This window comes from Pseudomonas sp. LBUM1662 (assembly GCF_059695915.1).
In genome coordinates this window covers 4,031,937-4,058,596 of record NZ_CP166793.1, presented here as the reverse complement: position 1 = coordinate 4,058,596, position 26,660 = coordinate 4,031,937, and the positions used below count along the sequence as shown (strand labels likewise).

The 26,660-nt window shown below is 55.7% G+C and carries 40 protein-coding genes and 2 pseudogenes; 25 read left to right on the top strand and 17 right to left on the bottom strand.

Annotated elements, in window-relative coordinates:
- Positions 1 to 51: 51 nt before the first annotated feature.
- From ACA049_RS18230 to ACA049_RS18195, 8 genes are all read left to right on the top strand, one after another.
- Positions 52 to 1,200, top strand: a complete 1,149-nt coding sequence (locus tag ACA049_RS18230; protein ID WP_497328650.1) for a muconate cycloisomerase family protein — start codon at positions 52 to 54, stop codon at positions 1,198 to 1,200.
- 10 nt (positions 1,201 to 1,210) lie between these two features.
- The gene (gene catC / locus ACA049_RS18225) at positions 1,211 to 1,501 is read left to right on the top strand and encodes a muconolactone Delta-isomerase (RefSeq protein WP_497328649.1); all 291 of its coding nucleotides are present in this window, start codon (positions 1,211 to 1,213) and stop codon (positions 1,499 to 1,501) included.
- A 55-nt stretch (positions 1,502 to 1,556) separates the two neighbouring features.
- A complete protein-coding gene (gene catA / locus ACA049_RS18220) occupies positions 1,557 to 2,486 on the top strand; it encodes a catechol 1,2-dioxygenase (protein ID WP_497328648.1) in 930 nt (309 codons plus the stop codon).
- Positions 2,487 to 2,757: 271 nt separating this feature from the next.
- The gene (locus ACA049_RS18215) at positions 2,758 to 3,717 is read left to right on the top strand and encodes an AraC family transcriptional regulator (RefSeq protein WP_497328647.1); all 960 of its coding nucleotides are present in this window, start codon (positions 2,758 to 2,760) and stop codon (positions 3,715 to 3,717) included.
- A 251-nt stretch (positions 3,718 to 3,968) separates the two neighbouring features.
- Positions 3,969 to 5,333, top strand: coding sequence for a benzoate 1,2-dioxygenase large subunit (gene benA / locus ACA049_RS18210; protein ID WP_497328646.1), 1,365 nt, complete (start codon positions 3,969 to 3,971; stop codon positions 5,331 to 5,333).
- Positions 5,330 to 5,818, top strand: a complete 489-nt coding sequence (gene benB / locus ACA049_RS18205) for a benzoate 1,2-dioxygenase small subunit (RefSeq protein WP_497328645.1) — start codon at positions 5,330 to 5,332, stop codon at positions 5,816 to 5,818. The genes benA and benB overlap by 4 nt, the downstream gene beginning before the upstream one ends.
- Before the next feature lie 10 nt (positions 5,819 to 5,828).
- Positions 5,829 to 6,842: a benzoate 1,2-dioxygenase electron transfer component BenC gene (gene benC, locus ACA049_RS18200; protein WP_497328644.1), complete on the top strand. Its 1,014-nt coding sequence runs from the start codon at positions 5,829 to 5,831 to the stop codon at positions 6,840 to 6,842.
- 139 nt (positions 6,843 to 6,981) lie between these two features.
- Positions 6,982 to 7,755 (top strand): 1,6-dihydroxycyclohexa-2,4-diene-1-carboxylate dehydrogenase, encoded by a 774-nt coding sequence (locus ACA049_RS18195; RefSeq protein ID WP_497328643.1) that lies wholly within the window; start codon positions 6,982 to 6,984, stop codon positions 7,753 to 7,755.
- Between the two features lie 15 nt (positions 7,756 to 7,770).
- Here ACA049_RS18195 and ACA049_RS18190 read toward each other — a convergent pair whose 3' ends face one another.
- On the bottom strand, positions 7,771 to 8,133 hold the full coding sequence (locus ACA049_RS18190; protein WP_497328642.1) for an NUDIX hydrolase: 363 nt from the start codon (positions 8,131 to 8,133) through the stop codon (positions 7,771 to 7,773).
- A 211-nt stretch (positions 8,134 to 8,344) separates the two neighbouring features.
- On the opposite strand from ACA049_RS18190, the gene ACA049_RS18185 reads away from it, so the two are divergent.
- Both ACA049_RS18185 and ACA049_RS18180 read left to right on the top strand, forming a co-directional pair.
- Entirely contained in the window at positions 8,345 to 8,545 is a 201-nt protein-coding gene (locus tag ACA049_RS18185; RefSeq protein ID WP_497328641.1) for a DUF2188 domain-containing protein, read from the top strand.
- Between the two features lie 118 nt (positions 8,546 to 8,663).
- Entirely contained in the window at positions 8,664 to 9,011 is a 348-nt protein-coding gene (locus ACA049_RS18180; RefSeq protein ID WP_497328640.1) for a hypothetical protein, read from the top strand.
- Here the strand turns inward: ACA049_RS18180 and osmE are convergent.
- Positions 9,008 to 9,361: an osmotically-inducible lipoprotein OsmE gene (gene osmE / locus ACA049_RS18175; protein WP_497328639.1), complete on the bottom strand. Its 354-nt coding sequence runs from the start codon at positions 9,359 to 9,361 to the stop codon at positions 9,008 to 9,010. The two genes, ACA049_RS18180 and osmE, sit on opposite strands and share 4 nt — an antisense overlap.
- 13 nt (positions 9,362 to 9,374) lie before the next feature.
- Positions 9,375 to 9,614: a hypothetical protein gene (locus ACA049_RS18170; RefSeq protein ID WP_497328638.1), complete on the bottom strand. Its 240-nt coding sequence runs from the start codon at positions 9,612 to 9,614 to the stop codon at positions 9,375 to 9,377.
- Between the two features lie 178 nt (positions 9,615 to 9,792).
- On the opposite strand from ACA049_RS18170, the gene ACA049_RS18165 reads away from it, so the two are divergent.
- The 3 genes from ACA049_RS18165 to ACA049_RS18155 all read left to right on the top strand — a co-directional run bounded on the left by ACA049_RS18165 (position 9,793) and on the right by ACA049_RS18155 (position 10,748).
- Positions 9,793 to 10,011 carry a hypothetical protein gene (locus tag ACA049_RS18165; protein ID WP_497328637.1) on the top strand — a complete coding sequence of 73 codons (219 nt, stop codon included), beginning with the start codon at positions 9,793 to 9,795 and terminating at the stop codon, positions 10,009 to 10,011.
- A 71-nt stretch (positions 10,012 to 10,082) separates the two neighbouring features.
- Positions 10,083 to 10,418 carry a hypothetical protein gene (locus ACA049_RS18160; protein ID WP_497328636.1) on the top strand — a complete coding sequence of 112 codons (336 nt, stop codon included), beginning with the start codon at positions 10,083 to 10,085 and terminating at the stop codon, positions 10,416 to 10,418.
- Between the two features lie 105 nt (positions 10,419 to 10,523).
- The gene (locus ACA049_RS18155; RefSeq protein ID WP_497328635.1) at positions 10,524 to 10,748 is read left to right on the top strand and encodes a hypothetical protein; all 225 of its coding nucleotides are present in this window, start codon (positions 10,524 to 10,526) and stop codon (positions 10,746 to 10,748) included.
- 18 nt (positions 10,749 to 10,766) lie between these two features.
- On the opposite strand, the gene ACA049_RS18150 is transcribed toward ACA049_RS18155, so the two are convergent.
- The 3 genes from ACA049_RS18150 to ACA049_RS18140 all read right to left on the bottom strand — a co-directional run bounded on the left by ACA049_RS18150 (position 10,767) and on the right by ACA049_RS18140 (position 13,501).
- Positions 10,767 to 10,997, bottom strand: coding sequence for a DUF6555 family protein (locus ACA049_RS18150; protein WP_497328634.1), 231 nt, complete (start codon positions 10,995 to 10,997; stop codon positions 10,767 to 10,769).
- A 458-nt stretch (positions 10,998 to 11,455) separates the two neighbouring features.
- A complete protein-coding gene (locus ACA049_RS18145) occupies positions 11,456 to 11,644 on the bottom strand; it encodes a hypothetical protein (RefSeq protein WP_497328633.1) in 189 nt (62 codons plus the stop codon).
- Positions 11,645 to 11,905: 261 nt separating this feature from the next.
- Entirely contained in the window at positions 11,906 to 13,501 is a 1,596-nt protein-coding gene (locus ACA049_RS18140; protein WP_497328632.1) for a lactate dehydrogenase, read from the bottom strand.
- 170 nt (positions 13,502 to 13,671) lie between these two features.
- On the opposite strand from ACA049_RS18140, the gene ACA049_RS18135 reads away from it, so the two are divergent.
- The gene (locus tag ACA049_RS18135; protein WP_497328631.1) at positions 13,672 to 13,869 is read left to right on the top strand and encodes a hypothetical protein; all 198 of its coding nucleotides are present in this window, start codon (positions 13,672 to 13,674) and stop codon (positions 13,867 to 13,869) included.
- A gap of 405 nt (positions 13,870 to 14,274) precedes the next feature.
- On the opposite strand, the gene ACA049_RS18130 is transcribed toward ACA049_RS18135, so the two are convergent.
- From ACA049_RS18130 to ACA049_RS18120, 3 genes and pseudogenes are all read right to left on the bottom strand, one after another.
- Entirely contained in the window at positions 14,275 to 15,240 is a 966-nt protein-coding gene (locus ACA049_RS18130) for a tyrosine-type recombinase/integrase (protein ID WP_497328630.1), read from the bottom strand.
- Positions 15,241 to 15,477: 237 nt separating this feature from the next.
- Positions 15,478 to 16,307, bottom strand: a pseudogene (locus ACA049_RS18125) (hypothetical protein).
- A complete protein-coding gene (locus ACA049_RS18120; protein WP_497328629.1) occupies positions 16,304 to 16,615 on the bottom strand; it encodes a hypothetical protein in 312 nt (103 codons plus the stop codon). The pseudogene ACA049_RS18125 and the gene ACA049_RS18120 overlap by 4 nt, the downstream one beginning before the upstream one ends.
- Before the next feature lie 122 nt (positions 16,616 to 16,737).
- Here ACA049_RS18120 and ACA049_RS18115 point away from each other — a divergent pair, with 122 nt between their 5' ends.
- On the top strand, positions 16,738 to 17,568 hold the full coding sequence (locus tag ACA049_RS18115) for a hypothetical protein (RefSeq protein WP_497328628.1): 831 nt from the start codon (positions 16,738 to 16,740) through the stop codon (positions 17,566 to 17,568).
- Positions 17,569 to 17,602: 34 nt separating this feature from the next.
- Here ACA049_RS18115 and ACA049_RS18110 read toward each other — a convergent pair whose 3' ends face one another.
- A complete protein-coding gene (locus ACA049_RS18110) occupies positions 17,603 to 17,848 on the bottom strand; it encodes a DUF4406 domain-containing protein (protein WP_497328627.1) in 246 nt (81 codons plus the stop codon).
- Entirely contained in the window at positions 17,808 to 18,203 is a 396-nt protein-coding gene (locus ACA049_RS18105; RefSeq protein WP_497328626.1) for a hypothetical protein, read from the bottom strand. The genes ACA049_RS18110 and ACA049_RS18105 overlap by 41 nt, the downstream gene beginning before the upstream one ends.
- A gap of 106 nt (positions 18,204 to 18,309) precedes the next feature.
- Here ACA049_RS18105 and ACA049_RS18100 point away from each other — a divergent pair, with 106 nt between their 5' ends.
- The gene (locus tag ACA049_RS18100) at positions 18,310 to 18,561 is read left to right on the top strand and encodes a hypothetical protein (protein ID WP_497328625.1); all 252 of its coding nucleotides are present in this window, start codon (positions 18,310 to 18,312) and stop codon (positions 18,559 to 18,561) included.
- Positions 18,562 to 18,685: 124 nt separating this feature from the next.
- Entirely contained in the window at positions 18,686 to 19,228 is a 543-nt protein-coding gene (locus tag ACA049_RS18095; RefSeq protein WP_497328624.1) for a hypothetical protein, read from the top strand.
- Positions 19,229 to 19,232: 4 nt separating this feature from the next.
- On the opposite strand, the pseudogene ACA049_RS18090 reads toward ACA049_RS18095, so the two are convergent.
- Positions 19,233 to 19,595 (bottom strand): annotated as a pseudogene (locus ACA049_RS18090) (hypothetical protein).
- Between the two features lie 81 nt (positions 19,596 to 19,676).
- Positions 19,677 to 20,219, bottom strand: a complete 543-nt coding sequence (locus tag ACA049_RS18085) for a hypothetical protein (protein ID WP_497328623.1) — start codon at positions 20,217 to 20,219, stop codon at positions 19,677 to 19,679.
- 15 nt (positions 20,220 to 20,234) lie between these two features.
- Here ACA049_RS18085 and ACA049_RS18080 point away from each other — a divergent pair, with 15 nt between their 5' ends.
- Positions 20,235 to 20,687 (top strand): YfjT/YkfB family phage-associated protein, encoded by a 453-nt coding sequence (locus tag ACA049_RS18080; RefSeq protein ID WP_497328622.1) that lies wholly within the window; start codon positions 20,235 to 20,237, stop codon positions 20,685 to 20,687.
- Between the two features lie 158 nt (positions 20,688 to 20,845).
- On the opposite strand, the gene ACA049_RS18075 is transcribed toward ACA049_RS18080, so the two are convergent.
- On the bottom strand, positions 20,846 to 21,205 hold the full coding sequence (locus tag ACA049_RS18075) for a hypothetical protein (protein ID WP_497328621.1): 360 nt from the start codon (positions 21,203 to 21,205) through the stop codon (positions 20,846 to 20,848).
- A gap of 192 nt (positions 21,206 to 21,397) precedes the next feature.
- Here ACA049_RS18075 and ACA049_RS18070 point away from each other — a divergent pair, with 192 nt between their 5' ends.
- From ACA049_RS18070 to ACA049_RS18060, 3 genes are read left to right on the top strand one after another with little or no spacing between them, the layout of a single operon-like run.
- The gene (locus ACA049_RS18070) at positions 21,398 to 21,736 is read left to right on the top strand and encodes an MFS transporter (RefSeq protein ID WP_497328620.1); all 339 of its coding nucleotides are present in this window, start codon (positions 21,398 to 21,400) and stop codon (positions 21,734 to 21,736) included.
- Entirely contained in the window at positions 21,733 to 22,077 is a 345-nt protein-coding gene (locus ACA049_RS18065; protein WP_497328619.1) for a hypothetical protein, read from the top strand. Before ACA049_RS18070 ends, ACA049_RS18065 begins: the two co-directional genes overlap by 4 nt.
- Positions 22,074 to 22,565 (top strand): DUF2514 family protein, encoded by a 492-nt coding sequence (locus ACA049_RS18060; protein ID WP_497328618.1) that lies wholly within the window; start codon positions 22,074 to 22,076, stop codon positions 22,563 to 22,565. Before ACA049_RS18065 ends, ACA049_RS18060 begins: the two co-directional genes overlap by 4 nt.
- Before the next feature lie 55 nt (positions 22,566 to 22,620).
- Here the strand turns inward: ACA049_RS18060 and ACA049_RS18055 are convergent, their stop codons facing one another.
- The gene (locus ACA049_RS18055) at positions 22,621 to 23,232 is read right to left on the bottom strand and encodes a GNAT family N-acetyltransferase (protein ID WP_497328617.1); all 612 of its coding nucleotides are present in this window, start codon (positions 23,230 to 23,232) and stop codon (positions 22,621 to 22,623) included.
- Here ACA049_RS18055 and ACA049_RS18050 point away from each other — a divergent pair.
- Both ACA049_RS18050 and ACA049_RS18045 read left to right on the top strand, forming a co-directional pair.
- Positions 23,206 to 23,394, top strand: coding sequence for a hypothetical protein (locus tag ACA049_RS18050; protein ID WP_497328616.1), 189 nt, complete (start codon positions 23,206 to 23,208; stop codon positions 23,392 to 23,394). The genes ACA049_RS18055 and ACA049_RS18050 overlap by 27 nt on opposite strands.
- Positions 23,395 to 23,841 carry an Ntn hydrolase family protein gene (locus ACA049_RS18045; protein ID WP_497328615.1) on the top strand — a complete coding sequence of 149 codons (447 nt, stop codon included), beginning with the start codon at positions 23,395 to 23,397 and terminating at the stop codon, positions 23,839 to 23,841.
- A 371-nt stretch (positions 23,842 to 24,212) separates the two neighbouring features.
- Here ACA049_RS18045 and ACA049_RS18040 read toward each other — a convergent pair whose 3' ends face one another.
- Both ACA049_RS18040 and ACA049_RS18035 read right to left on the bottom strand, forming a co-directional pair.
- Positions 24,213 to 24,827, bottom strand: coding sequence for a hypothetical protein (locus ACA049_RS18040; RefSeq protein ID WP_497328614.1), 615 nt, complete (start codon positions 24,825 to 24,827; stop codon positions 24,213 to 24,215).
- 82 nt (positions 24,828 to 24,909) lie between these two features.
- Positions 24,910 to 25,212: a hypothetical protein gene (locus ACA049_RS18035; RefSeq protein WP_497328613.1), complete on the bottom strand. Its 303-nt coding sequence runs from the start codon at positions 25,210 to 25,212 to the stop codon at positions 24,910 to 24,912.
- A gap of 552 nt (positions 25,213 to 25,764) precedes the next feature.
- On the opposite strand from ACA049_RS18035, the gene ACA049_RS18030 reads away from it, so the two are divergent.
- The gene (locus tag ACA049_RS18030; RefSeq protein ID WP_497328612.1) at positions 25,765 to 26,262 is read left to right on the top strand and encodes a hypothetical protein; all 498 of its coding nucleotides are present in this window, start codon (positions 25,765 to 25,767) and stop codon (positions 26,260 to 26,262) included.
- A 91-nt stretch (positions 26,263 to 26,353) separates the two neighbouring features.
- On the top strand, positions 26,354 to 26,641 hold the full coding sequence (bamE, locus tag ACA049_RS18025) for an outer membrane protein assembly factor BamE domain-containing protein (protein WP_497328611.1): 288 nt from the start codon (positions 26,354 to 26,356) through the stop codon (positions 26,639 to 26,641).
- Positions 26,642 to 26,660 lie beyond the last annotated feature (19 nt).

Below are 26,660 nucleotides of genomic sequence, written 5' to 3'. Positions count from 1 at the left end.
AAGCCGTACGAGAATCCATTTCAGAACTTCAAGAACCTGACGGGTATCGACATGCGTGCAACTGCCATTGAATCGATCGAGACGATCATCGTCGATCTGCCGACCATTCGCCCGCACAAACTGGCCATGCACACCATGCAGAACCAGACCCTGGTGATCATCCGCGTGCGCTGCGCCGATGGCATCGAAGGCATCGGCGAGTCCACCACCATCGGTGGCCTGGCCTATGGCAACGAGAGCCCGGACAGCATCAAGACCAACATCGACAGACACTTCGCGCCCCTGCTGATCGGTGAGGACAGCGGCAATGTGAACGCCGCGATGTTGCGCCTGGAGCGCAGCATCCGTGGCAACACCTTTGCCAAGTCCGGTATCGAAACCGCCTTGCTCGACGCCCACGGTAAACGCCTTGGTCTGCCGGTCAGCGAGTTGCTGGGCGGCCGCGTTCGTGATGCGTTGCCGGTGGCCTGGACCCTGGCCAGCGGCGACACCGACAAGGACATCGCCGAAGCGGAAAAAATGCTCGACCTGCGACGCCACCGGATCTTCAAACTGAAAATCGGTGCCGGCGAAGTCAATCGCGACCTGGCTCACGTGATCGCCATCAAGAAAGCCCTGGGCGACCGCGCCAGCGTACGGGTCGATGTCAATCAGGCCTGGGACGAGGCGGTCGCACTGCGCGCCTGCCGGATCCTGGGCAGCAACGGCATCGACCTGATCGAACAGCCGATCTCGCGCAACAACCGCACCGGCATGGCGCGCCTGAATGCCGTGAGCCCGGCGCCGATCATGGCCGACGAATCCATCGAGTGCGTGGAAGACGCCTTCAATCTGGCGCGCGACGGGGCCGCTTCGGTGTTCGCCCTGAAGATCGCCAAGAACGGCGGGCCCCGCGCCGTGCTCAGGACCGCCGCCATCGCCGAGGCCGCCGGTATCGGTCTGTATGGCGGCACTATGCTGGAAGGAGGGATCGGCACGCTGGCCTCGGCCCATGCCTTTATCACCCTGAATAAACTGGCCTGGGACACCGAGTTGTTCGGCCCGTTGCTGCTGACGGAAGACATCCTCAGCGAACCGCTGGTCTACCGCGATTTTGCGCTGCACGTGCCGCAAACACCGGGCCTTGGCCTGAGCCTGGATGAAGAGCGCCTGGCGTTTTACCGCCGCGACAAAACATCCACTTCCGTTCATCAAGCCTGAGGAGAGCATCATGCTATTCCACGTAAAAATGACCGTGAACCTGCCGGTCGACATCAACCCGGATCTTGCCACCCAGCTGAAAACCGATGAAAAAGCCCTGGCCCAGCGCCTGCAAGAGCAAGGCAAATGGCGTCACCTGTGGCGTATCGCCGGGCACTATGCCAATTACAGCGTTTTCGACGTCGACAGCGTTGAGGAACTGCACGATCTGCTGATGCAATTGCCACTGTTCCCGTACATGACGATCGAGATCGACGGGATGTGCCGGCATCCTTCTTCCATTCGAGACGATGACCGCTGAACCCAGCCTGTTCAGTTCGCTACGCTAATAATTACAAGATGAGGAACCGCCAAAAATGAACGTCAAGATTTCCCACACTGCCAGCGCCCAGAAGTTTCTCGAAGATGCCAGCGGCTTGCTCAACGATGCTGGCGATCCGCGGGTCAAAGCCCTGATTTACCGCATTCTGCGTGATTCGGTGAACATCATCGAAGACCTCGCCGTGACCCCTGAAGAGTTCTGGAAAGCGGTCAATTACCTCAATGTACTGGGCGCGCGTCAGGAAGCCGGTTTGCTGGTGGCCGGGCTTGGTCTGGAGCATTACCTGGACTTGCTGATGGACGCCGAAGACGAGCAGGCGGGGAAGGCGGGCGGTACGCCGCGGACCATCGAAGGCCCGTTGTACGTCGCGGGTGCGCCGATGTCTGAGGGTGAAGCACGACTGGATGATGGCGTCGATCCGGGCGTGGTCCTGTTCATGCAGGGCCAGGTGCGCAACACCGCGGGCGAACCGTTGGCCGGCGCGGTGGTGGATGTCTGGCACGCCAATACCGGCGGCACTTACTCTTACTTCGATACCACGCAAACGGAATTCAACCTGCGCCGCCGCATTGTCACCGATGCCGAGGGTCGCTATCGCTTCCGCAGCATCGTGCCGTCGGGCTACGGCTGCCCGCCGGACGGTCCGACCCAGCAATTGCTCAATCAACTGGGCCGTCATGGCCAGCGTCCGGCGCACATTCACTTCTTTATCTCCGCGCCGGACCATCGTCACCTGACCACCCAGATCAACCTCGACGGTGACCAATACCTGCACGACGATTTCGCCTACGCCACCCGCGACGAGCTGATCGCCCACATCACCTTCAGCGACGATCCGCAACGTGCGGCGGCCCATGGCGTCAGCGGCCGGTTTGCCGAGATCGACTTCGATTTCACCTTGCAGACCTCTGCGCAACCGGATGAGCAACAGCGTCACGAACGGCTTCGTGCGCTCGAGGATTGATAACCTCGACCCGCAGAACCTTTGTGGGAGCGGGCTTGCTCGCGAAAGCGGACTGTCAGTCAACGTTGATGTTGAGGCTGATGACCCCTTCGCGGGCAAGCCCGCTCCCACAGTGGACGGTGTTCGGCCTGAAGGAATGCGGTCAAAATGTGGGAGCGAACTTGCTCGCGATAGGGCCGGAACCTTCCACAGGTCAGCCCACTGACACACCGCTGCAGGCTCTGCCTTAGAATGACCCGACGCAGCTCATAACAACAACGAGAGTGACCCGATGATGCACGCGCAACTACTGAGTCAGCGCAGCAGAATTTTCGACCATGCCGACCCTTACGCGGTGTCGGGTTACGTGAATCAGCATGTCGGCAACCATTGCATCCTCATGCCCAGGGCCGGTCGTCCGCTGGCCAGTCTCGATCATCGCAAATTCGCCAGCCTCGACCTGTGCCGCATCAGTTACGGCGCCAGCGTACGGGTGACCTCGGGTGCGCTGGAAACCATCTATCACCTGCAAGTGCTGCTGCGCGGCAACTGCCTGTGGCGGGGTTACGGTCAGGAGCACTATTTTGCGCCGGGTGAATTGCTGCTGATCAACCCCGACGACCCGGTGGACCTGACTTACTCCGACGATTGCGAAAAATTCATCCTCAAAGTGCCTGTCCGGCTGTTTGAGTCGGTGTGCGAGGAGCAACGCTGGCGCTATCCGGGGCAGGGCGTGCGGTTTCTGGAGAACCGTTATCAGCTCGATCAGCTGGAAGGGTTCGTCGGCCTGCTGGCGATGATCTGCCAGGAAGCCGAAGCCACCGAGCAGATCCCCCGGGTGCAGGAACACTACACGCAGATCATCGTCAGCAAGATGCTCAGCCTGATGAAAACCAACGTCATCCGCAGCAGCCTCGGTTCGTCGTCGGCGACGTTCGAGGGGATTGCCGATTACATCGCGCGCAACCTCAAGCAGGACATCGACAGTGAAGAACTGGCGCGCCAGGCCAGTATGAGCCTGCGTTCGCTGTACGGCTTGTTCGAGCGCAACGCCGGCACCTCGCCGCAAAACTACATCCGGCAGAAGAAACTCGAACGCATCAACCTGTGCCTGAGCGACCCCACCTGCAACGTGCGCAACGTCACTGAAGTGGCCATGGATTACGGCTTCCTGCACCTGGGACGGTTCTCCGACAACTACCGCAAACAATTCGGCGAATTGCCGTCGGATACCCTCAAACGCCGGCACTGACCCAACGGCTTCCCCCAGTCTCTGTAGGAGCTGTCGAGTGAAACGAGGCTGCGATCTTTTGATCTTGATCTTTTTAAAAGCAAGATCAAAAGATCGCAGCCTCGTTTCACTCGACAGCTCCTACACAGCTCCTACAGGTGGAGCTGGAGTCTTGCAGTAAACGGATACACGTCTGCACCCATCGGATAGTCCCCCGCATCCCCCCGACCTAGCATGGTCCTGCCTGAATAAAAACAATGGAGGCGGCGGCCATGTCCCTGCGACCCGAATACCTTCACGCCCTGCTGGAAGATGACAAAGAACAAGGCATCTACCGCTGCAAGCGCGAGATGTTTACCGATCCACGGTTGTTCGACCTGGAGATGAAACACATCTTCGAAGGCAACTGGCTGTACCTGGCGCACGAAAGCCAGATTCCCAATATCAACGATTTCTACACCACCACCATGGGGCGCCAGTCGATCTTCATCGCGCGCAACAAGGAAGGTGTGCTGAACGCCTTCATCAACGCCTGCAGCCATCGCGGCGCGACGCTGTGCCGGCACAAGACCGGCAATAAAAGCTCGTACACCTGCCCGTTCCACGGCTGGACCTTCAACAACTCTGGCAAGCTGCTCAAGGTCAAAGACCCGGCGGCTGCGGGTTACCCGGCGAGTTTCAACTGCGAAGGCTCCCACGACCTGACCAAAGTCGCGCGTTTCGAGTCCTATCGCGGCTTCCTGTTCGGCAGCCTCAACGCCGATGTCGTGCCGTTGGTTGAGCACCTGGGCGAGTCGGCCAAGATCATCGACATGATCGTCGACCAGTCCGCCGATGGCCTCGAAGTGCTGCGTGGCTCCTCGAGCTACATCTACGAAGGCAACTGGAAACTCACCGCCGAAAACGGCGCCGACGGCTACCATGTCAGCTCCGTGCACTGGAACTACGCAGCCACCCAGAATCAACGCAAGCAACGCGAAGCCGGTGACAGCAACCCGACCATGAGCGCCGGGACCTGGGCCAAGCAGGGCGGGGGTTTCTACTCGTTCGACAAGGGCCACATGCTGCTCTGGACCCGCTGGTCCAACCCAGAGGATCGCCCGCTCTACGAGCGCCGCGACGAACTGTCCCGAGACTTCGGCCAGGCCCGCGCCGACTGGATGATCGAGAACTCGCGCAACCTGTGCCTGTACCCGAACGTGTACCTGATGGACCAGTTCAGCTCGCAGATCCGTATCGCCCGGCCGATATCGGTCGACCGCACGGAAATCACCATTTATTGCATCGCCCCCAAAGGCGAGAGCGATCACGCCCGTTCGAGCCGGATTCGTCAGTACGAGGATTTCTTCAACGTCAGTGGCATGGCTACCCCGGATGATCTGGAAGAATTTCGTTCGTGCCAGACCAGCTATCAGGGCAGCGTCACGACGTGGAACGACATGTCCCGCGGCGCCGAGCACTGGGTCGAAGGCGCCGATGAGGCGGCCAAGGAAATTGATCTGCATCCGCTGCTCAGCGGCGTGCGTACCGAAGACGAAGGCCTGTTCGTGCTGCAACACAAGTATTGGCAGCAAACCATGCTCAAGGCCCTGGCCGCCGAACAGTCCGGATTGATCGCCGTGGAGGCCGTGCAATGACCATTACCTATGACGCCGTGCGCGATTTCCTCTACCGCGAAGCGCGCTACCTCGATGACAAGCAATGGGACGACTGGCTGGAAATGTACGCCGCCGATGCGTCGTTCTGGATGCCGTCCTGGGACGACAACGACGAGTTGACCGAAGACCCGCAGCGCGAGATTTCGCTGATCTGGTACGGCAACCGCACCGGCCTGGAAGACCGCGTTTTCCGCATCAAGACCGAACGCTCCAGCGCCAGCGTTCCGGACACCCGGACCTCGCACAACATCAGCAACATCGAGCTGCTCGAACAGGCTGACGGGCTGTGCAAGGTGCGCTTCAACTGGCACACCCTGAGCTTTCGCTACAAGACCGTCGACAGCTATTTCGGCAGCAGTTTCTACACCCTCGATGTGCGTGGTGAAAACCCGCTGATCAAGGCCAAGAAAGTGATCCTGAAGAACGATTACGTTCGCCAGGTCATCGATGTCTACCACCTCTGAGGCGGCCGTCATGACTCATTCCATTGCATTCAATTTTGAAGACGGCGTCACCCGGTTCATCGACGCCAATGTGGGCGAAACCGTGGCCGATGCCGCGTATCGCCAGGGCATCAACATTCCGCTGGATTGCCGCGACGGCGCGTGCGGCACCTGCAAGTGTTTTGCCGAGGCCGGTCGCTATGACTTGGGCGAGGAGTACATCGAAGACGCGCTCAGCGCCGAGGAGGCCGAGCAAGGTTTTGTCCTGACCTGCCAGATGCGCGCCCAGAGCGATTGCGTGGTGCGCGTGCCGACTTCATCGCAGGTGTGCCGTACCCAGCAGGCCAGTTACGACGCCACCATCAGCGCCGTGCGGCAGCTGTCCGACAGCACCATCGCGCTGTCGATCAAGGGCGAATCGCTGAGCAAACTGGCGTTCCTGCCGGGGCAATACGTGAACCTCGGAATTCCCGGCAGCGAGCAGACTCGCGCGTATTCGTTCAGCTCGTTGCAGCGTGACGGCGAGGTCAGTTTCCTGATCCGCAACGTGCCCGGCGGCTTGATGAGCAGCTTCCTCACCGGCATGGCCAAGGCTGGTGACAGCATGCGTCTGGCCGGGCCGTTGGGCAGTTTTTATCTGCGTGATATCCGCCGGCCGTTGTTGCTGCTGGCTGGCGGTACGGGCCTGGCACCGTTCACCGCGATGCTGGAAAAAATCGCCGAGCAGGGCAGTGAACATCCGCTGCATTTGATCTACGGCGTGACCAACGATTTCGATCTGGTGGAACTGGATCGGCTCGAAGCGTTTGCCGCACGAATCCCGAACTTCAGCTTCAGTGCATGCGTCGCCAACCCCGACAGCCAGCACCCGCTCAAGGGCTACGTGACCCAGCACATCGAACCACGCCATTTGAACGATGGCGACGTCGACGTCTACCTGTGCGGCCCGCCGCCGATGGTCGAAGCGGTCAGCCAGTTCATTCGCGAACAGGGCGTCGCGCCGGCGAACTTCTACTACGAAAAATTCGCCGCCAGCGCGGCATAAGTATTTGTCAGCAGTGATTCAAATTCCCTGTAGGAGCCAGGCTTGCCGGCGAAGGCGTCCTCAAGTGCGCCTTCGCCAGCAAGCTTGGCTCCTACGAAAAGCGACTCACCGCGAAAGCGATCTTCGCCACGAGGTATGTATGAACAGATTCAAAGACAAAGTCGCGCTGATCACCGGTGCGGCGCAAGGCATCGGTCGGCGGGTGGCGGAGCGGATGGCCGCCGAGGGTGCACGGTTGATTCTGATTGATCGCTCGGACCTGGTGTTCGAGGTGCAGCAACACTTGGGGCAGGGCAGTCAGGTGCTTGCCTTGACCGCCGACCTTGAGCAATACAGCGAATGCACCCGCGTGATGCGTACCGCCGTCGAGCGCTTTGGCCGTCTGGATGTGCTGGTGAACAACGTGGGCGGCACGATCTGGGCCAAGCCTTTCGAACATTACGAAGAGCAGCAGATCGAAGCTGAGGTCCGTCGTTCGCTGTTTCCGACATTATGGTGCTGCCATGCCGCGCTGCCGTTCATGCTGGAACAGGGCAGCGGCGCCATCGTCAACGTGTCTTCCATCGCCACCCGCAGCATCAATCGCGTGCCGTACGGCGCAGCGAAGGGCGGCGTCAACGCGCTGACTGCTTGCCTGGCGTTTGAAACTGCCGGTCGTGGGGTTCGGGTCAATGCCACCGCGCCCGGCGGCACCGAAGCACCGCCGCGTGTTGTCCCGCGTAACAGCGCAGAGCAGAGTACCGAAGAAAAGGTCTGGTACCAGCAGATCGTCGACCAGACGCTCGATAGCAGTTTGATGAAACGCTACGGCACGCTGGATGAGCAGGCAGGCGCTATCCTGTTTCTGGCCAGCGACGAAGCGTCGTACATCACCGGCATGATCATGCCGGTGGGCGGCGGCGACCAGGGCTGAGACGACTGCACAAACCTACAGGCGACGCTGAAAGGCTCTGACAATCTTGAGCGTGGCGTCGCTTGTGTTCAGGTTCTGAACCGCGTCCAGCGGATACCACATGCAATCGAAGATCTCATTTTGTGGCCGTGCTTCGTCCGAGTTGAGCACCGACGCCTCATAGACATGGTGCCGGGTGCTGCCCGTTTCCAGCTCCATCAGGTACAGCAAGCCATTAACTCCCAGCCCAGTTTCTTCCTGGAGTTCGCGCATGGCTGCGCCCGCAGTGGTTTCACCGCGTTCGACTTTTCCTCCGGGCAAGGTCCAGCGACACCTGGGTTTGCGCACCAGGAGAACATGCCGATCCTGCTCGCAAATGACTGTTGCCCGTACTTTCATGTGTTACTAAACCGCCGCTTGTCATAAAACAGTCATAAAAATGCAATATTCAGGCCGAGGCCCGTGTTTCAAGGGTTGGAGTCATGGGGGCTGCAAAAAGTGCAAAGGGATGTCGTAAACCCGGCGCGACGTCTGGTCGGCACTTGGGCAAGGGGCGGGTGTAAGGTAGCCAAGTCAATCGTGGCTTATCACTGCCGAAAAGGAGGTGACTATGAGCGTTCCGATGCTGAATAAGATGCACATGAACGGTTATGACGTACTCAGCGTAAACAACGGCCCCTGGCGGGTATGCACCAAAGGCGACCGGCTCGGTGCTTTTGGCAGCAGAGAGGAGGCACTGGCGTTTGCGGCTGCTCTTCCTGCCTACAGAGCAAGAGCGGGTCGATCGACTCCAAGCCAGAAATCAGAATGAGCGAACGTTTGAAGCCCTGGTACGCCGGGGCTTTTTTTGTGTTGAAACCAGGGCCAGGAGGATTTTAAGCGCGACTTTTGAGTGATAGTGTGGCCGCTTTGAATTCAAGGAAGAAAGCATGTTGAAAGGTCACTGGGCTGCTCTGGCAATGTTGTCTGCTTTTTCCCTCGTGGGTGTCAGTCAGGCTCACGCCCAGACGCAAGGCGAGATCCACACCAATCAAAAGGTCTGCGATGTATTCCGTACATTGGCCGGATCGATCATGCAGTCCCGGCAAAATGGCGAATCGAAAGAAAGCCTGCTGGCGGTGAAGTCGGGTAATCCTGATCATGACAAGTTAGGCGCCATGTTGATCAACGAAGCGTACAGCCAGCCCGTCCTCGATTCTCCAGAACTCAAAAGCAACGCGATCACCACTTTCGCGGATAAATGGCGCGATACCTGTAATAAGCCGGTGTCTGGCTAGTAACCGCCACCGCCGGAACTGTGTGAGGGTTCCCTGGCTTTCTGCTGTGCATGACTCCATTCCGCGCAGGTCATGAAACTTTTGTGGTCGACTTTGCCCCGATCATCGAAGCTGATGTTGTACGGTTTCTGTTGGCCGGCCTGCTTCAGCTTGTAGTCAAAGCAAGTACCAGGCACGACCGTGCGCTGGGTTATCGATAAAGGCTGGCCGCCAATCTGCTGAACCTGATCCTTGCTCATGCCGGTCTCGACTTTCGCGACCAGCGGCTGGTCACGATAAACGTGCGAATCCGTGCTGCAGCCACCCGTCGCCGCCAGCACGACGACTAGCGCGAATAGAGGCTTGTTCATGACAGGGCTCCCGTCAGTGAGCTTTGGTACGACTGATGATCTTGGCTTTCACTTCTTCGGCATAACCCGCCAGTCTCTGTTCATCGCCCTGAAACAACTCACACAGTCTAAGCGTTGCTTGCGCATCCACATCATTGCCCGCCAGCCGTAGCTGCTCTGCGATGCGCAAGAGTTCAACCGCCGACCACCTCAAGTCCGACGCAACGCCTTGCAGGTCACGCCGCAGTTCGTTTTCATCTTCGTTAAGCCACATGATGACCTCCCGCTAATAGCCCGCTACAAAAGAGTAGTCCCAATTAACGGTCGGGGCGTTTGTTCGTCTGCTGCTCAAGGGATAGAAGGTGTGCCGCTTGTCGGGAGGATGAGCGCGAATGAACAGGCGTGGTGTCGTACTGAGGTGGCGAATTTCCGCTGGGGCGAGGCAACTTCAAATGACCAGTACCGATGATTTCAGATTCCATGCACATGAGCTGATGGTTGATCTGGACGCAGCAACTACGGAGATGATGAAGCTCATTTCGGCTCATCAGTTGAGCGGGGCGGAGTGGGAGCGGGTCACACAATGGCAGCATGAAGCGTATGAACGATGGATGTCGTATTTGAATGAAAGGTCCTATCCAGCCCATGGTGACCCTGAACCGACCCCCTGAGCGTGATTCAAGAGATGGATGTCTAGACCGCTACGCGCTACATTTCCCGTTTTTCAGGATAAGGAAGCGTCATGCGGATGTTGATTGGGGGAGTAGCGATGGCGATGCTGGCGGGTTGTTCATTGCCGGCATCCCTGGTTCCAGGAGAGCCTAACGTCAGCAAGTACAGTGACAAGACACCCAAAGACTACGCAGCGTGTCTTTTGCCGCTATGGCAGAAGGAGGTCTCCAGAACGACTCAGACTGCGATTTCCAATGGCTACCGGATCAACGCGCCAAGCATCATTACGGCTGACGAGATTCTGGACATCGTGAAATACAAGGACGGCAGTCGAGTCTCGCTGTATCAGGGGCCCCCATGGGCCAAGTCGGACGCGATGCGTAAAGCGGTTCGCAGCTGCTTGTAACTCCTGCTTCATATGAGTTACGTGGATAAATACCGTACGTCGGAACCGAGGAACGGTCATTCATTCGAAAACTTCCAACTGAAAACGGTCCACGGGAGTTTGGCGATGAATGATGATCACAAGAAAAAAGAAGCCCTGGCGGCCTGGCACAAGCTCCTGAACGAGCCGGAAATTCGCATGGATTGTGAAGAACAGTACGACGAGTTGCTCAAGGCGGCTGATGAAATGGAGCGTACCGGGCTGATCAACGCCGTGGAATGGCGCAAATTGGTGCAGGAAGCGGGCAATGCCTTTTCAAAAGCGATAGAGGGCGTGGGCGGCGGCACGTAGCCGGCCGCACACTTGTACTTACGGCAACTCCTCCCAACTGACCTGTATCAAGCCATTTTCCTGTGCGTGGCTTCGCAACGCATTGAAGTCTTGTTGATCGTGATTGTCCCCATACGAAAGCCCGATCCCGGAATGGAGGCAGGCGTAGTACCAAGCGTCTGCCTCGGTCATGTGGGAGTCGGGTTGAACAAAAATATGCCGAGTCTTGTTGAAGCCATACGTAATTTGAAAATGTCGAGGGCGGGTCATCCGAATCTCCAGGTGCTGCCACTACGACATTGATGGCTTAGTGCCAGTTCCCTCTGTTTTCGGACTTTTGTCAGCGTTAACAAAAAGCGAAGTCTTTTACTCAATCGTCATGCATGCGCTCATGGCGCGTTCTCGCGAGGGCGCCCTGCCAGCATGCACTGGAGGCATTCAGCATTGAGCTGCGAACATTCGTTATCGGCCTCTGTTCGTGTCGGGTAGGTCGTCGGCAGCCTCCGCTTTTCTTCATTGTCATAAAGGTTGAACCCGATGGGGGCGGTTTTGCAGTAGAAGCGCGTTCCGTTGCGCGTTGATCCCGTTTCCGTGGGTATTGCAGGAACAACAACGAATCTTGGAATCATCCTCGCGTACTCCTTCCGAATTCACCTTAACGTGTAGCGGCTACTGGCCATCACCGCAAGGGAGCGTTTGAAGTATCCGATGAACAGGCCGGTCTACCGTCAGGCATTCGGGCGGCGGCGATCGACGCCAGAAGGGTTGCCGGTGTTTATCAGCCTTCGCTCTGCCAGGACGTTATGAAGTGCCTGGCGAGCGTCAGGGTCCAGTTGATGTTCTCTTTCCTTGAGTTCAAGGAGGATAGGGCTGGACCAAGTGCGGTAGGTTTTTTCGGCTTTGTGAATGGACGTCATTTATCCTCCTTGATCACGCGCCCGCTGGGGTAACAGGGCCATTCGAGTCGGTAGAAACCCTAGTCGAGGAAACACCATTGCGCCAGTGAATTGCACTGCAATGGTGCGCCGGTTCGGGCATGACGATTCAAGGAGAGCCACATCAAGGGTGGCCTTTGTCGGATCAAGGAGATCGATCACCCTGAGGGTGGCTTTCTCCGAGCCCGATCGCCGCGCACTTGAATGGCGGCGGCGACATCAGGCTGGTGGAATCTCGCTCGGTTAACCCTTGAGCTCGCTCGGATCGCTGACCAACATCACCTTGCCCTGAACAGCGGCCAAGGTGTATTCGAGCAATGACCTGCCCCGTCCCAGTGTCGCTGCCTTGTCCTGCTCCAGCGCCTGTTGCAGAACGACGAGGAAATTCTGCGTCTTCGAGGACGAAGCAGGGATCACATTGTCCTCTTCCAAATGCCCCTTTATGTATTTGGAAATGCGCGTGGACTGGCTTGCCGAATGGCTGACGGACGCTTCGACCAACTCACCGTCGACGTAACCAATGCGGCTCGTGCTGCTGGCCTGATCGTTGATCTGGTAGTACCGGTAATTCTGCGATTCCGAGTCAGTGGTCAGTTCCAGCTTTTGCCCGGCATACAGTGGCTTGTGGTACTGGGCTGTCAGATGAGATTGCTGGTTCTGCACAAGGGTGCGGTTGAGCCGATTCAGACCTTTGGATTGCGTGGCTTGGGATAAGTCGTAGCTAAACGAATCGAGCTCGGCAGGCCGCGCAGGATTGCCGTTTACAGTCTTCTCGCTGACCGTCGCGCTGAAATCGGCCAGGCCGGAGAGCAAGCTGCGGTCGGTGTCTGTGAGAGTGTTCGAACCTGCCGGCTGCTGAGCGGTAGCGGCGAGGCTTTCCGAGTAATTTGTGTGAACGGTCTTGAACGCACTCTCGAACATCGACAGCAGTCGTGAGTCGCCGTCGCCTCGATCGCGCGCCGCTTCTATTTGACGCAGGTAACTCTCGAGCGCCTTGGCCTTCTGAGTGCTGTTGCCGAGAATCGCAGCATTTTTCAAGTCCACGGCGATGTTGAGATCGCCTGCCGCGCCGCTCATGCGTACCTGGCGCTGGCTTGCATCGGCATGCAGATCAAGGGTCTGCGTGTCGTTATCGCTGAGCTTGAACCGTGTGACCAGGTCGACTGAAGAAAACACCTTGGAGTCGAACTGAATCAACGAGTCCAGCTTGAGTTGCGGTGGCACCGCAGTGAGCCCTTGAATGGCCGATTCAAAGCCATCCGCCATTGCGCCCAGCGCAGCCAGTTCTTCTTTGCTCAGATCACCACCCTCGACCTGCGCCTGCACCGCCAGCGCATTGTCCTGACTGGACAGAGTCAATTGGACGGTTTTGCCACTCGCTGTTTTCAGCGTGAAGCTGATGGAGTTGTCCGCGACACCACTGTGAAGTTTGGCTTGGGCAGCCGCCAACTCCCCGGCTTCAAGAGGCCTTCCAGTCGATGAGCGAATCACTGACTGGGAAATGTTCTTGCCGGTTTCCGCCAACTGCAAAAGCAGTGACGCGCCGAGGTTCTGGAACCGGCCGGCAGTCGACGAATTCCCGAAATTGCCCCGCATGTGCAAAGACACTTTGTCATGCTGCGTGTATTCCCAGGAAAGCGGCGCGTCAAGCTCCGCTATCACACCCCGAGAGGTATACGTCTGTGCATCGATGGCTTTGTTGTCTTGCAGCAAGGTGACGATCGACGACGGCGAAGACACGGTGATTGTCGATTCGGCGGGCTGGCCGACGGGCACGGAGGCCGCCACTTTCGCGACCACCAGTGGCTGTGTGGCGGAGATAGAAGATATTACGGTCACGGGCGCTCCATGCGGATTAGGTCATGGGTAATTTGTCGGCGGTGGGTGTGACAACTTGAGGTTTGGGCTCTTTCGTTTCCGCCGTTCGTCCAGCGCTTGGCACTTGCGCTGCTCCTGTCGTCTCTCAAGTACAAGCACGGACATCCCGCGCGTCAGAACGGAGAGTGAGCATGGACATTGATGAAAATGCACCTGGAAACATTTCCCAGGCGGGCGTAACGAGGGGTACGGATAACGAAACAGGCCATGATCCCAAGGGGAAGGAATCGGACGTTCCGCTGCCTGCGGACGACGAGGCACCTGTCGATGAAGAGAGGGTAGAGGTGAATGCCAACAACTCGATGTCGGGCGAGCATCCCAGACCGTAATGATTGATTTGAGTTAATGAGCCCGGCCAATGAGTCGGGCTTTTTGTTTTTTTGATGTTGATGCGTGGATTGCGCTCTAGCATCGAAATGGCATGCAACTATCAATGGCGGAGGATCAAGTTGAACCATGACAGTCATGGAACACATGCCGAACAGAGCCGGTTTCTCCAAACCCCAGAAACGACAAAGCCCTGAATATCAGGGCTTTGTCAGTACAAATATGGCGGAGGCGATGGGATTCGAACTTCTGGACCTGTTACAGTCGACGGTTTTCAAGACCGCTATACAGACGTAATCAGGCCGCCGCACTTAGCGATTTATCGTTCCATTACTTTCATTTTTCAGCACCTCTACAGAGCGCATTCTGCAAGGGGGCTGCTTTGAGTTATGGAACGGTTTTTAGGGTTATTTTGAGGGCCTTGCAATGGCGCCAATCCGACGATAAACACGCTCGGTGATGTCGCCTTTGGTGTAGCCCAGCAGCAAACTCGCCTCGCCGACTTCCATTGCCGCCAGTTGCGCTTTCTCTCGCGCTATGTCCCAGCGCTTTCGCAGCATCGTAGCGGTCATCCGTTTCCCGTGCCGACTCACAATCAGGTAGTTCGAGACGTGCCGGGCGTTTCGCTCGGTTATCTCGGCGATCAGCCGGCCCAGGCTGTTCGCTTTGCCGTCAGTGGTCATCTGGATACGCAGCTTCTTGTGCGTCTTGTTCTGCTGAACTCCCAAATATCCCCCCTCTGCATCATCCTTTCGCATCACCAGGACGTCTGCCGGTCGCTGCCCGGTCAGATAGGCCAGGTCCATCGCGTCTTTCAGCTCTTGAGCTGCCTTCTTGTAAACCGCATCCCACACCACATCATTCGCGTAATAGTCCCGTGGCGTTTCCTTGTTTTTGCGCACGCCCTGGCACGGGTTTTCCTTGGTAGTCAGCCCCCACTCCCGGGCGATGTTGAACACATGTGAAAGGGTGGCTATCTCCCGGTTTGCCCGGACCTTGGCCGTCCGCGCATCCCGATACCCGGCAATCGTTGCCGGGGTTATCGAGTCGATCGGGGCACTGTCGAACATCGGCCGGAGCTGCTTGATCTCCGACAGGTTGTCCTTTTGAGTTCGTGGCGCCTTTTTCGAGACGACGTCGCGGATATATCGGTCGAAGATGCCCTTCATGGTGCGCAAGTCGAGCGGTTTTTCCTTGGCTTCGAGTTCGGCCCATTTGATCCTGGCCTTGTCGAGGTCCTTGCCCAGCGGAATATCTTTACCGAGCAGGTCCCGGTAGTAGTAGGCCGTCCAGGTACTACCGTTTTTGCGTTTTCGAGATCGTTTATACATCCGAGGGGGCAGGTGGTGATGCTCAGTCTTGCGGGGGCGCATATCAGTTCACTCGCGAAAAATCAGGCGTCCATGTTCAGATGATGTCTATCCCGGTCGAACTCATTGGAAGCGCTAAGTGGGAGGAAGCCGCCGGCAGGCAGTACCAAGCCTTTAAAAAATGGCGTGAGTACCTTCATTGCATGGCTGATGGGCGGGCACGTGTTGAGACATTGAAAGTCGCTTGACCTTATGACCCCGAGTAGATGAGCCAAGCCATGTAGGCAAGGGCGGGGAGGATCATGGCGTCACCTGCTTGAATGAGATTGCCCAGACCCACGGATTTGCGTCCCAGTTGCCGCCGGTTGAGTTCCAGAGATTGGCGAAGGCCCAGCGTGGCGCGCCCAGGCATTGTTCATGGCTGGTGGTCTTGTCCCACATCCAGCCATCTCGCTGCTGGTGGGTGGATTTCGGCGCCGGGCAAGTGCCGACATCAGTCCAGCCCGTTCCGGAGTGACCGCACTGGCGGCCGTAGTCGGTGAAGAAACATCCCTCGGCAATTGCTTGCTCATCGCTGATGTCCTGCAACCGCTCGACGCGGACGTCGGTGATCTCTAGCAGGATACGGCTGTCGCGGCGGAACATATGGATGCTCGGCTTCCAGTAGCTGCGATCGGACCCGAACCCATCATCATCACACCAAGCCCATGGACCGTCCGCCCGGTAAATTGTTACGAGATCAGCGCCTTCAATAAATTGTTACGAGATCAGCGCCTTCAATCGCAATGTGCGGGCGTCCGGGCCAATTGTCTTGCCCGTTGGCGTTGTAGGTACGACCCCAGGTCTCGCGCACACAGCCGGTCGCCGCGAAGGCCATACGGGCAGGGTGCGTATTCTTCCAGCTCCTTGGCGCACTCTTCTTCGGTCGATCCAAATACGCAGAAGCCGTAGCGCGGGTCACGCTGGCCGATTGCGCTCCAGCGCTGGCGATCGCCGACCGGAATTGAGGTGTCCTCGGTAGGGATCTGACCGCCTTTCACTGGCCGGCGCGTGACCGTCTTCCAGCCTTCCTGGATGGCGCGCACCATCGGGGCCGAGAACAAGATCGGCCGTTCCTTGATCGTGTTCATACCTCCACCTCGCGGCGAGCCCACTGCACATACGGGCCGTCTTCGGTGTCGAAAATACCGAGCAAGAACCAGTCATCCGTCGGTGCTTTCGGCTCCCACCCAAGGCAGTGACAGGCTTCATCATCCCAGTAAGGATGGGCTTCCAAGTCCGATTCCATGTGCCAGCCGACCACTTTCAGACCCTGGCCATCGAGCCACGCTTTGTAGGCTTCGTGGTCTTCGTCGAATTCTGGGATGCCCGGGTGGTAACAGTACCCGTCCTCGTCGCGCACAACATCAACGGGGCCAATCAACTTTTCTTCAGGCATGACTATTCCTTTGCCGCTATAGCGGCTGACTATGAAGGGGGGAGATTTTGCTTATGTGTAATGTATTGATATCATTTTGAGATCGAGCCGTGCGGCGCAACGTTGAAGGCAGGGAGCTTCAAGTGAGTCTCTTAGAGAAAAGTTTGATCGTTTTACTGATATTTACGACTGTACTCGCCTTCTATTTTTTTGCTAAAAGCAGGCGGAGCGGAGATGCAGATGAGCTGAGTCCACTTGATAGTGGTTTGATCTCATGGTTCGCATTGCTATTTGTGTTCGTTATTTTTTGTGCGTTTATCTATTTTGGTGAGAATAAATACAACGTTCCGGAAAATATTGGGCAGATCGGAGATTTTATTGGTGGGTTAACAAATCCAGTGTTGAGCTTTCTTGCATTGCTAGTACTTCTCCGCACCACATCGATCCAAACTAGAGAGGCAAGGAAAACAACGAATTTCATGGAAAAGCAGCAGGTTATTTTAGAGAAGGAAAAATTCGAAAGCACATTTTTTCAGCTTTTGTCACAGTTGGAGTCATATTGCGAAAGTCATTTTAGGGTTATGACTGATGGGAGTAATACTGCTCAGAGGCTGTCACGTAAGATACGTTCAAAGTCAGCAGAATTTAATAAGCTTGATGTTGATGTCCAAATTTCCAAGGCGAAGCTGCACGTTCGCGAAGTAACTGCAACTACAGAGTGCGCGATTCTTTATAATCGTGCTATGCGAGTTGTCAGGTTTATTGATCGATCTGATTTTTCTTCAGGCTTCAAAAGGAGTTATGCAAGTATACTTAGAGATACGATATACCCAGCAGAGTGTATCGTTATATCAAGTATGGGCTATCAGCTAGATGACGAAAAAGAACTGCTGAAGGAATGGCGCATTGTCGATTTGAATGAGGGTTTTTTTGCCTGTACAGAGATTGAAAAATATTTTCTAGGAGATCGTTAATCGAAGGATAGCTCCTGCTTGGGTAGCTTCTTATTCATCCTGCAATCTCCATCGATATCAGATCATGGGCATTCACAACCGTCATGCCGAGGCGTTCAGCGATCAGCACTTCGAGCCGGGCGCCCTTTGAATGCTCCCAGCCCGGGAGCGTGGCCACGGTGTCGCAGTCCATCAGGGCGGCGATGTTGCGGCGCATGCAGTCGTTCCAAGAGCCGCCGTCAGGGTTGAGTTCGGCGGGGTTAGTGACGGCGTGACCGGCATCGCGCAGGTTGGCGGTCATTGCGGCGAAGGCGGGGAAGTTGAGGGCGGGCAGGCCGGTCATTGGCCCGCTGAAATGGCTCGCCGTTGCGGCTGGCCGTTTCGAAGTCCACCAGCTTGTACCAAGGCGCGTCATCGGGCTGGCCGTACACGCGGCACCACTCCATCCAGACGATGTTGACGCTCCAGCGCTTGGCGATCTCATCGATGAAGACCAGAGTTTCATCGCGCTCCTTTCCGGTGTTCTGGAAGAACAGGTGAACGTCCGGCGGCAGAACTCCGCCATGCGCCTCGAGGATTTTGTAGACCATGTGCCCGCTGGTGCGACCACCGCTGATGCCGATCTGGGCCGGGCCCGTGATCAGGTAGGGGTTCATAATTGCTCCAGACAGCCGATTGCCTCGCCGGCTGGCGTGATTCGTTGAAGTGGGGTATTTGTGTTCGGCCCGGCATGGGGCCGGGCTCAACTAAAAGGGGCTTAGCTTGAAAACCATCATCAATTTGCTCAAAGATCCTGAGCTGCGTAGCGCGACTTTGGAGCTAGTCGAAACCGTTGTCGGGATGGCCGTATCGAACACCTCCACGCTTACCCGCTCCGAGCGAGTTGGCTATGTCGACGGCATAGTGCCCTATGGCATTCCCAAGAAAAATGGCAGCCACAATCACACGTACAATAAAGGTGAGGACAGAACCCCTGCCCAAAAAGCCGCAGACATCCTCCGCCGAAAATCTTGATACCTTCCCAGTCCACGTGCTGCAGATTGATGCGCCGCCCTCCGTGATCGGATGCGCCAGTGAGAGGGTGGGTACAACTATTGATTTGTGGCATGCTGCTGCGCCAAACAAACACGGGTGTCAAATGGATTCGATTACTTCAGTTTTACCCATTGCCGGTCCTATTACCGCGGCTTTAATTGGCGGGGCGATTTCTTTCATAGTTACAATTATTGCGAAAGATCAAAAAACTTCAGAGTTTCGCCAGGCTTGGATTGACGGGCTCCGAGAGGATGTCTCTCTTCTTGCTGGAAATTGGTTTTGGATCATGGATGCGGCAGAGTCGTCTCGAGATAATGGTATCGATGCGTCCACTTTCATGGATTCTAAGCATGACAAAATCGCGGATATGGAAACAAGGGCAGCTCGGATCGTCTTGCGTTTAAATGTGAAAGAACACCAAAAAATGATTGGCTTGCTTAAAGAAGTTCGGGACAGCGAAAATAACTTAAATAATGATCATGAAGAGCGGATGCAGGCGCTCATTGCCGAAACTCAAGTGATCCTAAAAAAGGAGTGGGCTCGAGTAAAGCGCGGTGAACTCTCTTTTCAGCTTCTGAAGTGGATCTCTTTGTCGGGGGCAGTAGCTGGAAGCGTTGGGGTTTGTTGGCTATATTTTGGATCTTAATGCTCTAGCTTATCTTCGACTTGATAAGAAAGGCCAAGCCTTCACGGGGCTCAATAATCTCGTCACCCGGGTCGCGCTTAAGCTCGGCCAAACTATCACTCCGAAACATCCGCGCCACGTTTTCGCTGATCTGCACTTTGTGGCGCGGACTTTCCATCGCTTGGAATGAGAGGGTAGGCCCGAGCGCATGAGCGTTCAGAATCAGGTTCTGCACCGCCTCGTTGATTTCCTCGATGCCGTTCCAGGCCATCAGTTCATCAAGCTTCTGCCGGGTGCCGAGCCTGACCCGATGCCGCAATTCCCTCTCGTCGTACTGCGTCCGCTTCTCGGCGGCCTTCGCCGATCGTTCTCGTCAACTCTTGGCCATGGCCTGCTTCTTCAATTCCGTGGGCCGGTAGACCCAGCCATGTCTGTCGTCGGCGCTGGCGCACCTGGTTGTTGAATCGTCTCACGCTGCAACCTTGACCTGATTCCAAGCCCCGACCGCTTCAAATATCCGAGCCGCGTGAGCCTCGTCGAGCGATAACGAGTCGGGAATAGCGATCCAACCGGAAGCTACCATCTGGCTTTGATTGGCTGAGTCGCGCAGCTTCTTGTAGCAATGCTCGATCACCTCTTCCAGATGGTCGGAGAGGTTGACGCCGTCGGGCGCCACCTCAATCGACTTGCTGTAGCGATCGCCGCGAGCATCAATACAAAGTGCGCTGAGGTAGATCGTCCACCGGTGAGAAATGCCGCACACGGCTTGGCCAATCTTCCCGGGAGCGATGTTCTTCAGCGACTTGTAATTGATCGTGCCCTGGTGACCGCAGGGATCGATGTTCACCACGGCGACGTGGTTGGTGGCCAGCAGCGAACGACACGAACGGTCGTTGCGGGCCTTGAGGTTGCCTGAGCCCGGACACTGAGCCGGGCTTTTTCGTTTGCGGAATTCAATCTTCCCAAGATATCCGTGTAATATCGCTTTGGCATCATTTGGCCGGCTTAGCATGATAGGGATATGGGTATGAACAGAGCTGCAATTGCGATTTTGCTTTCTTTGACTTGCGCTTCAGCAACAGCCGCAACCAACGAATGGCAAACTGGCTGGGGCCAAGGGAAGACAGAGTTTTTTGCTGGCGATGAGGCAAAGAGTTATCTAAACTTCGCCTGTGACGAAAATGACGAGATGAGCCCGGTAAGCGGCTCGGCAACTATTTCGGGTAAGGAGTTCTACTCGCACAACGATAAAGGCGGTTTCGACGTTATCGTTGACGGTGTCGAGTACAGCAATCCATTTTATGTTGAGTGCAACGCCTGTTCCGGGAACTTTCCTGGGTTTTGGGCTGCAATGCGTAAGGCAAAAACAATTGAGTTGAAGGCTGAAGGCTTGACCAGTTCGATCCCAACCAAAGGGCTCAGCAAATTGACCAAACCTTATGCGTTGAAAGAGAACCCTTGCGGGACTGGTGCTTGGTAAGTCATCTGTATGTGAGAACCCGGCCATTGAGCCGGGTTTTTTATTGCTTGCTATGAGTTGCTTATTTGGCAAGTGTGCTAATTGCTTGGTATTTAACTAGTTTCGTAACTATATCCCAGTAATTTACTGCACCTCATCGACAACTCATTTTTGTACTATTACCAAAACTTGAAGGCGACGTTCTCGTACTGTTGATAAATTACTGATCCCGCGGTTGCGATCGTGATTCCGGCCAGTACGAAGAAACTGAACCAATGGAAAGGTGCAGACCAAGGTTTGGACTTGAAGCTAAGTGCTAACCACTTAAACGCGTAGTACGTGAGCAACAAAATCAAGCAAACCATGACCATGTTGAAATATGCACGCCCGCGATACAAAAGCCCTAGTTCAGTCATAAGGTCTTGTAGGTAGGGTATACCTAGCGCGAGTGATACAACGAGAGCGAGATGTTTGATTCCATCAAAAAGCGTCTTGATATCGTCTAGGTGGTTTTTGCGTTCAGTTTCATCTTTACACATTACTTCTTCCTTAGATGCGGTTATACGCCTGGCAATGATAGCTAAAAGCCATCTGGAGGTCATGTGCGGATTTAACCCAACCTCAGCATATGCTTGGCCTTTTACAATTTTGGCTCCACCACACCCATAGCACTGAGCTGGGAGTGCTGCTGGGGCTGATTCAATTCACGTCATGCCAACGGAGTCGAGCGCATGGAGTATTTGCAGCGCCTGTTCGACAAGATCGACAGGTTCGAATTACTGATCGCAGGATTGGTCGGCGCCATTGTTGCCAGTTGGTGGCACAAGGACGATCTATCGGACTGGCATGCCTGGCTGGTGTTTCTTACTACTGGTGTTGCCTGCTCGCTCTATCTGACGAGCATGGTGAGCGCGTACCTGAATGTCACCGAGCCGAAGATCGTGGCCGGGATTGGCTTCCTGCTAGGCACTTTCGGTGGCTCGCTCCTGGCAGCCATCAATCGCGCCATCAAAGCCGCAGACCTCTGGGCACTGATTCGCCAGCGGTTCGGCGGAGGTAATCCACCATGAACCTTGAACTTATCAACTCGATAGCCTGTGGCCTGATTTCGCTATGGGCGACCTGGTGCGTACTGAGCGGGAAGGTGCGGGACGGCATCCTCGGCAAGCTGATTTATTCGACGATCGCCATCAGCGGCTTTGTCGTAATGGCTCGTAGCAAGAACATATTCTTTGGCCCGACCTCTGCCGGTCTGACGCTGCATGTGTCCTTGGCCCTGGCTGGCGCCCGTCACATCTTTATGGTCACGTACTGGCAGCCGGTGAAAGCCTGGCTCTGCCGCACGCTGAACTGCGAGCACTGCATGGCCTGCGACAAAATCGGAAAAGCATCCGAGAGAAAAAGCCCATGACGCTTCTTCGGCTGGTTCCGACGTGGTTGTGGGTCGTCCTCTTTGCGCTGGTATCCATCGGCTACCTCTCCTGGCGGCTGGATACCGTGAAGGCTGATCGCGCAATCGTAGCGGCCGAGCGCGACACAGCCAACGCTAGGGTGACTTCTCTCGGCAACACTCTACGCCTGCAGCGCCAAATAACTGATGACATCAACCGAGTCTCCGACGATGCGAAAGCAAAGGCTGAACATGTTACGGCTGCCGTTGTTGCTGACGGCCGCGCTCGCAGCTTGCAGCAGCAAATCACCGATCTGCTCGCCGCCCGAAAGTCCTGTGCTGCCAAGGTTGCCAGCGGAAGCAAGGCAAGAGCCGACCTTACCGTTCTGCTCGCGGACTTGCGTAGAGGCGCTGACGAAACAGCGGGAAGCCTGGCAGAAGCGCTTGATCGAAGCCGAATAGCTGGCTTTGCGTGTGAGGTGTATGTAGACGCCCTAAGCAAGCAGTAACTCTCGGCACGTTTCGCGAATGCTAGACGGCCAGGATGGTGAGCTGATTTGTGGGTTAATCGGAGCGATTCGGCCTCTCCATCTTGTAGAGCAGGTACTCCTGAGTACGATCGGTGAGCTGTCTGGTGGCGCGATGAGAGAGGTACCCGCCGATTTTTTCCATGGCTCGCTGAGATCGAATGTTTTGACTGTCTATGTGAAACCAAACAGTGTCCACCAATTGAAATGCATGAGCCAGCATCAAGTGTTTCAACTCTTTATTGGTTTCGCCTCCCCATTTATCGCGAGCTAGAAAGGTGTATCCGATAGCAACTTCTCGTTTTTTTTCATCGAACTCGTAATAGCGAGAGGAACCAATCACCTGGTTGTTGCTGCGATCGACAACGATAAGCGCGCACTTTGAAGCAAGCGCCTCTTTAAACCATTCGCGAAACACTGGTTCTTGATAGCGCATTGGGCTTGGATGCTGAACCCAAATCAGGGGATCGGATGCGACGCTGTACAGCGATGCGAAGTCATCAGCCTCTAGTGGGCGAAGCACAAGCGACTCACCAACGATTGAAGGAGAGATTGGTAGCGATTGCATCATTTTTTGCCCAGAAGGTTCGAATATGCCAAATCGTAGCTTGAGGTTCAGCAGATGAGCAACGTCACCCGCCTGCGCCATGTTCTTCCGATGAGCCCGGACATCAGCAAAGCCGTAGCCGATCTTGATAGCGCCATCGCCAAAGCGGTTGGCGATGCCAAGGCTGCCGGCCTACCTCAGGGGTTGGTCGTGTCTCTCTTGCACGGGCATGCCCAGGTGCAGACGAACATCATGGTGAGCTGAATGACGACCATTGCATACAAAGACGGCGTGATCGCCTATGACTCTCGGATCACCGCCAACACCACCATCACGAATGACGACTACGAAAAGTGCCATGAGGTGAAGGGCGTCAAGTTGGTCCTGTCTGGCAAGACGTCCGATTACGCCAAGCTGATCGACGCTTATTTTGGCGGGGCTGTATCTGGCGACCTTCAGGCTTCGGCGTTCATCGTCGATGCACAGGGGCTGTGGTATGCCGGACGCAACAACGAAGATGGCTTCTGGAAAAGCCCGATCGTTGGCGACGGGCCTTATGCCATTGGAAGTGGTGGCGATCACGCCTTCACCGCAATGGATATGGGCGCCACTGCCTGCCAAGCCGTCGAGATGGCCATGAAGCGTGATAGCTGCACTGGCGGCAAGATCAGAACGCTGACAATCCAGCCTGCCGAACCTGCCGCTGGATGAATTAGCGTTTAGAGGGGGCCGACAGCTTCAGGCAAAGCAGGGAACCAGAGCCAATCCTCTTCCTGGAGCGGACTGTTGAAGTTTCGTTTCACAACGAACACTAGGTCGGTGCCTTTATTTCCAGTCACAGAAATTACATGAGCCGACTGCCAGCCTTTGAATGGTTCGACTTGCAATCCCAGCCAGCCAGCGCGCAGCACGACTCCACCTGTGCCGTCCGCGCCAGTGTAGAGAGAGCGCTCACCAGGGCTGAAGTGAAATGGTACTGTCGAAAGTCGGACGTGGTCGTCTGACGGAGGCAGCAATGCATTACGTTTACAGCCTCTACGATCCCTCAATTTCTACCAATCTCCTGGAAGAGGTATTTCGAATCATGACAGCTCTTCAGTCGCGGGCTCTGGAAGGGTGAGCATCGCGTCTTTTACCTTCTGAGATATGCTATCGAGGTTAGCGAGCACTTGCTTTAGATCGGCAGATGGCGACGTGAGAGGGATTAATCCTGAGACCAGTTTAAGGGCTGAGTAGGTGATGATAAGGCTCACTGACAACTGCTTCAGATTGTGAAGGGTGAATTCTTTTATAACTTGGGAATCGTCGCTGTTTCGCCTCATCACGTTGGAAGCATTGGCTGTTTCTACACCTTGTTCGGATGGGTACCACTGCCAATGCGCTACCTCGTTGCGTAATTGAGATAGCTTCCGATAATCACCGATCGCCAAAGTCAGACGAGAATTGAGGTCGGGGTTGATCGCTGGGGATCTTGTATTGGCGAGATCCAAAATGGCTTTCGTCATTCCTCCAGCCTTTAAATTCAGCGAATGCACAAGTATGTACGCGGTTGACCGGGATGTTCCGGAGAGAGTCATAAATAACTCAAGAAGCGGGTCGTCACAGAGCGCATGATTGATAACGATCTGTCCGATTTCCTGCTTCATAGCATTGCTAGGCCCAGCCTCGTATCCCCATTTTTCGCCGTCTTCGCTCACATTGACCTCCAGGTCATAAACGCGCCGAAATTGGCGCAATCCCAGTCCTTGGGCTTGCAGGCGAAGGACTGGGAAATTCTTTCTATTTGTTCAATCTGCGAATAGCGTCTTCTAATCCAGATAATGCTGCCAGCGACCATGAGTAATGCTGAGCTGAACTGTGATTATTTGTAATGTCGTAACCCAGCATCGCTGCCGAATGCCAACGAAGTCGGCTTACGTTTTCACCCGCGTGAGGCGCTTTTTCTTCAAAGAAACGATCTAGCTGATCTACCAATACTGAGATTGCAGCAAATGCTGCCGCGCACGCGAAAAGTTCGTCCGTCTCCCGAGAAGCTTTCATGAGCTCGGCGATCTTGGCGAGTACAAGTTTCGGGTCGTTCATGTTCAGTCCTTTTTTTGGGGGGGCTCCAATGAATGCCGGAAGCTACTACTGAAAGCACGCCCCGCGTTACTGGGGATTCGTACAGTCGGGAGCCCAGCTTGCCGAGTTACGCCTGGATGACTTCAGACTGCTTATCGAGAAGTGCGAGAAGCATCTGGTCGTGTGACGCCCGTGTTGCCCTATAGAACATGCACCGATCTAGAAGAATCCGTTTCATGCTCCGAGCCGACACAAGGTGTCTGGGCTCAACAGAGATCGTCGCGGTCTTGCCGCTGCTACTGTCGGTCACTTCTAAATGGTATCGCCCAATCAAGCCGTCGTCGCGTGTGGTGTGGCCGAGGCATTTAAAGCTGAAAGTGGTGTCTGTCATGCCGTCCTCCGAATTCAGGGTGTGGATGGTAGCTACCTTCGGCTCGCAAAGAACTTGAGTTTCCGCTGCATGAAGGCAGGAGGCTACTACGGAGGATGGTGGGGCGTTACTGTCATTCCATCCACACTAGATACCCGAACAGGATGGAGGTAGGCTCGCTGGCTTCTAAGTGAGGGAACACCATGGTCAACGCAGTGTCATTCAGCTTGTCGGAGTCGGAGTTCGCATCTATTCCGGCCACCAGGCGCCTTGAGAGGGGCGCGCGGGCGCACGAACATGGTTCATGGATTGGAGTCGATTTTCTTATTTTATGCTCTCAGCATTGCCCAATTTGGGTGGCGAAAATTGAGGATATCGTTCTTTCCAGAGAAGACGGCGGTCCGCTGAGTTTCAGGTTTTCTGAGATCAGATCTGTAGCAGGAAAAAGCGCGGCGTCTGAATACGGGTCAGCTTTCAAATCATATCGTTTCGACGGATATAGCCCCAAATTGACAGCATTTGAAAATGACTCGTTCTTTACGATTGGTGACCCTGTCCCTTTCATTGCGGAACCAAGCACATACGGGCCGCTGAGCATGGAAAAGGCAGTTGCTGACCTGGCGAAAACATACGGCGTCAGCCCAGAGCAGATAGAAATCACAATTCGCTCCAAGCCCTCCATGGCTAACGCAAAGACGTAGGATTTATTAGGTGGCCCAGCCCTCCCGCTGGGCTTTTTCGTTACTGGCACCCCGGTGCTACAGTGCTCCACTTTCAGGACGAGGAAGAATAATGCGGATTTTCAGAATCGCCGCCGCTGCCGTTCTGGTGTTGGTGCTTTCAGGATGCGCCGGAACAAGTTTTTCGTATGACGAGGCCAGGAAGGTAAAGGTCGGCATGACTGAGGATCAGGTTACCCAGATCATGGGCCCACCGTACTCAGTGGTTTCCCGGGCCGATGGCCAGATGTGGATTTGGAGCCATGCAAACGGGATGACAGGTGCGAGCCGCGTGATTTCCTTCAGAATGGTGGACGGGAAGGTCATTGAGGTGCCAACCATTCCGTCGAGCTTCAAATAAAGCAGCTTCAACCAAATAA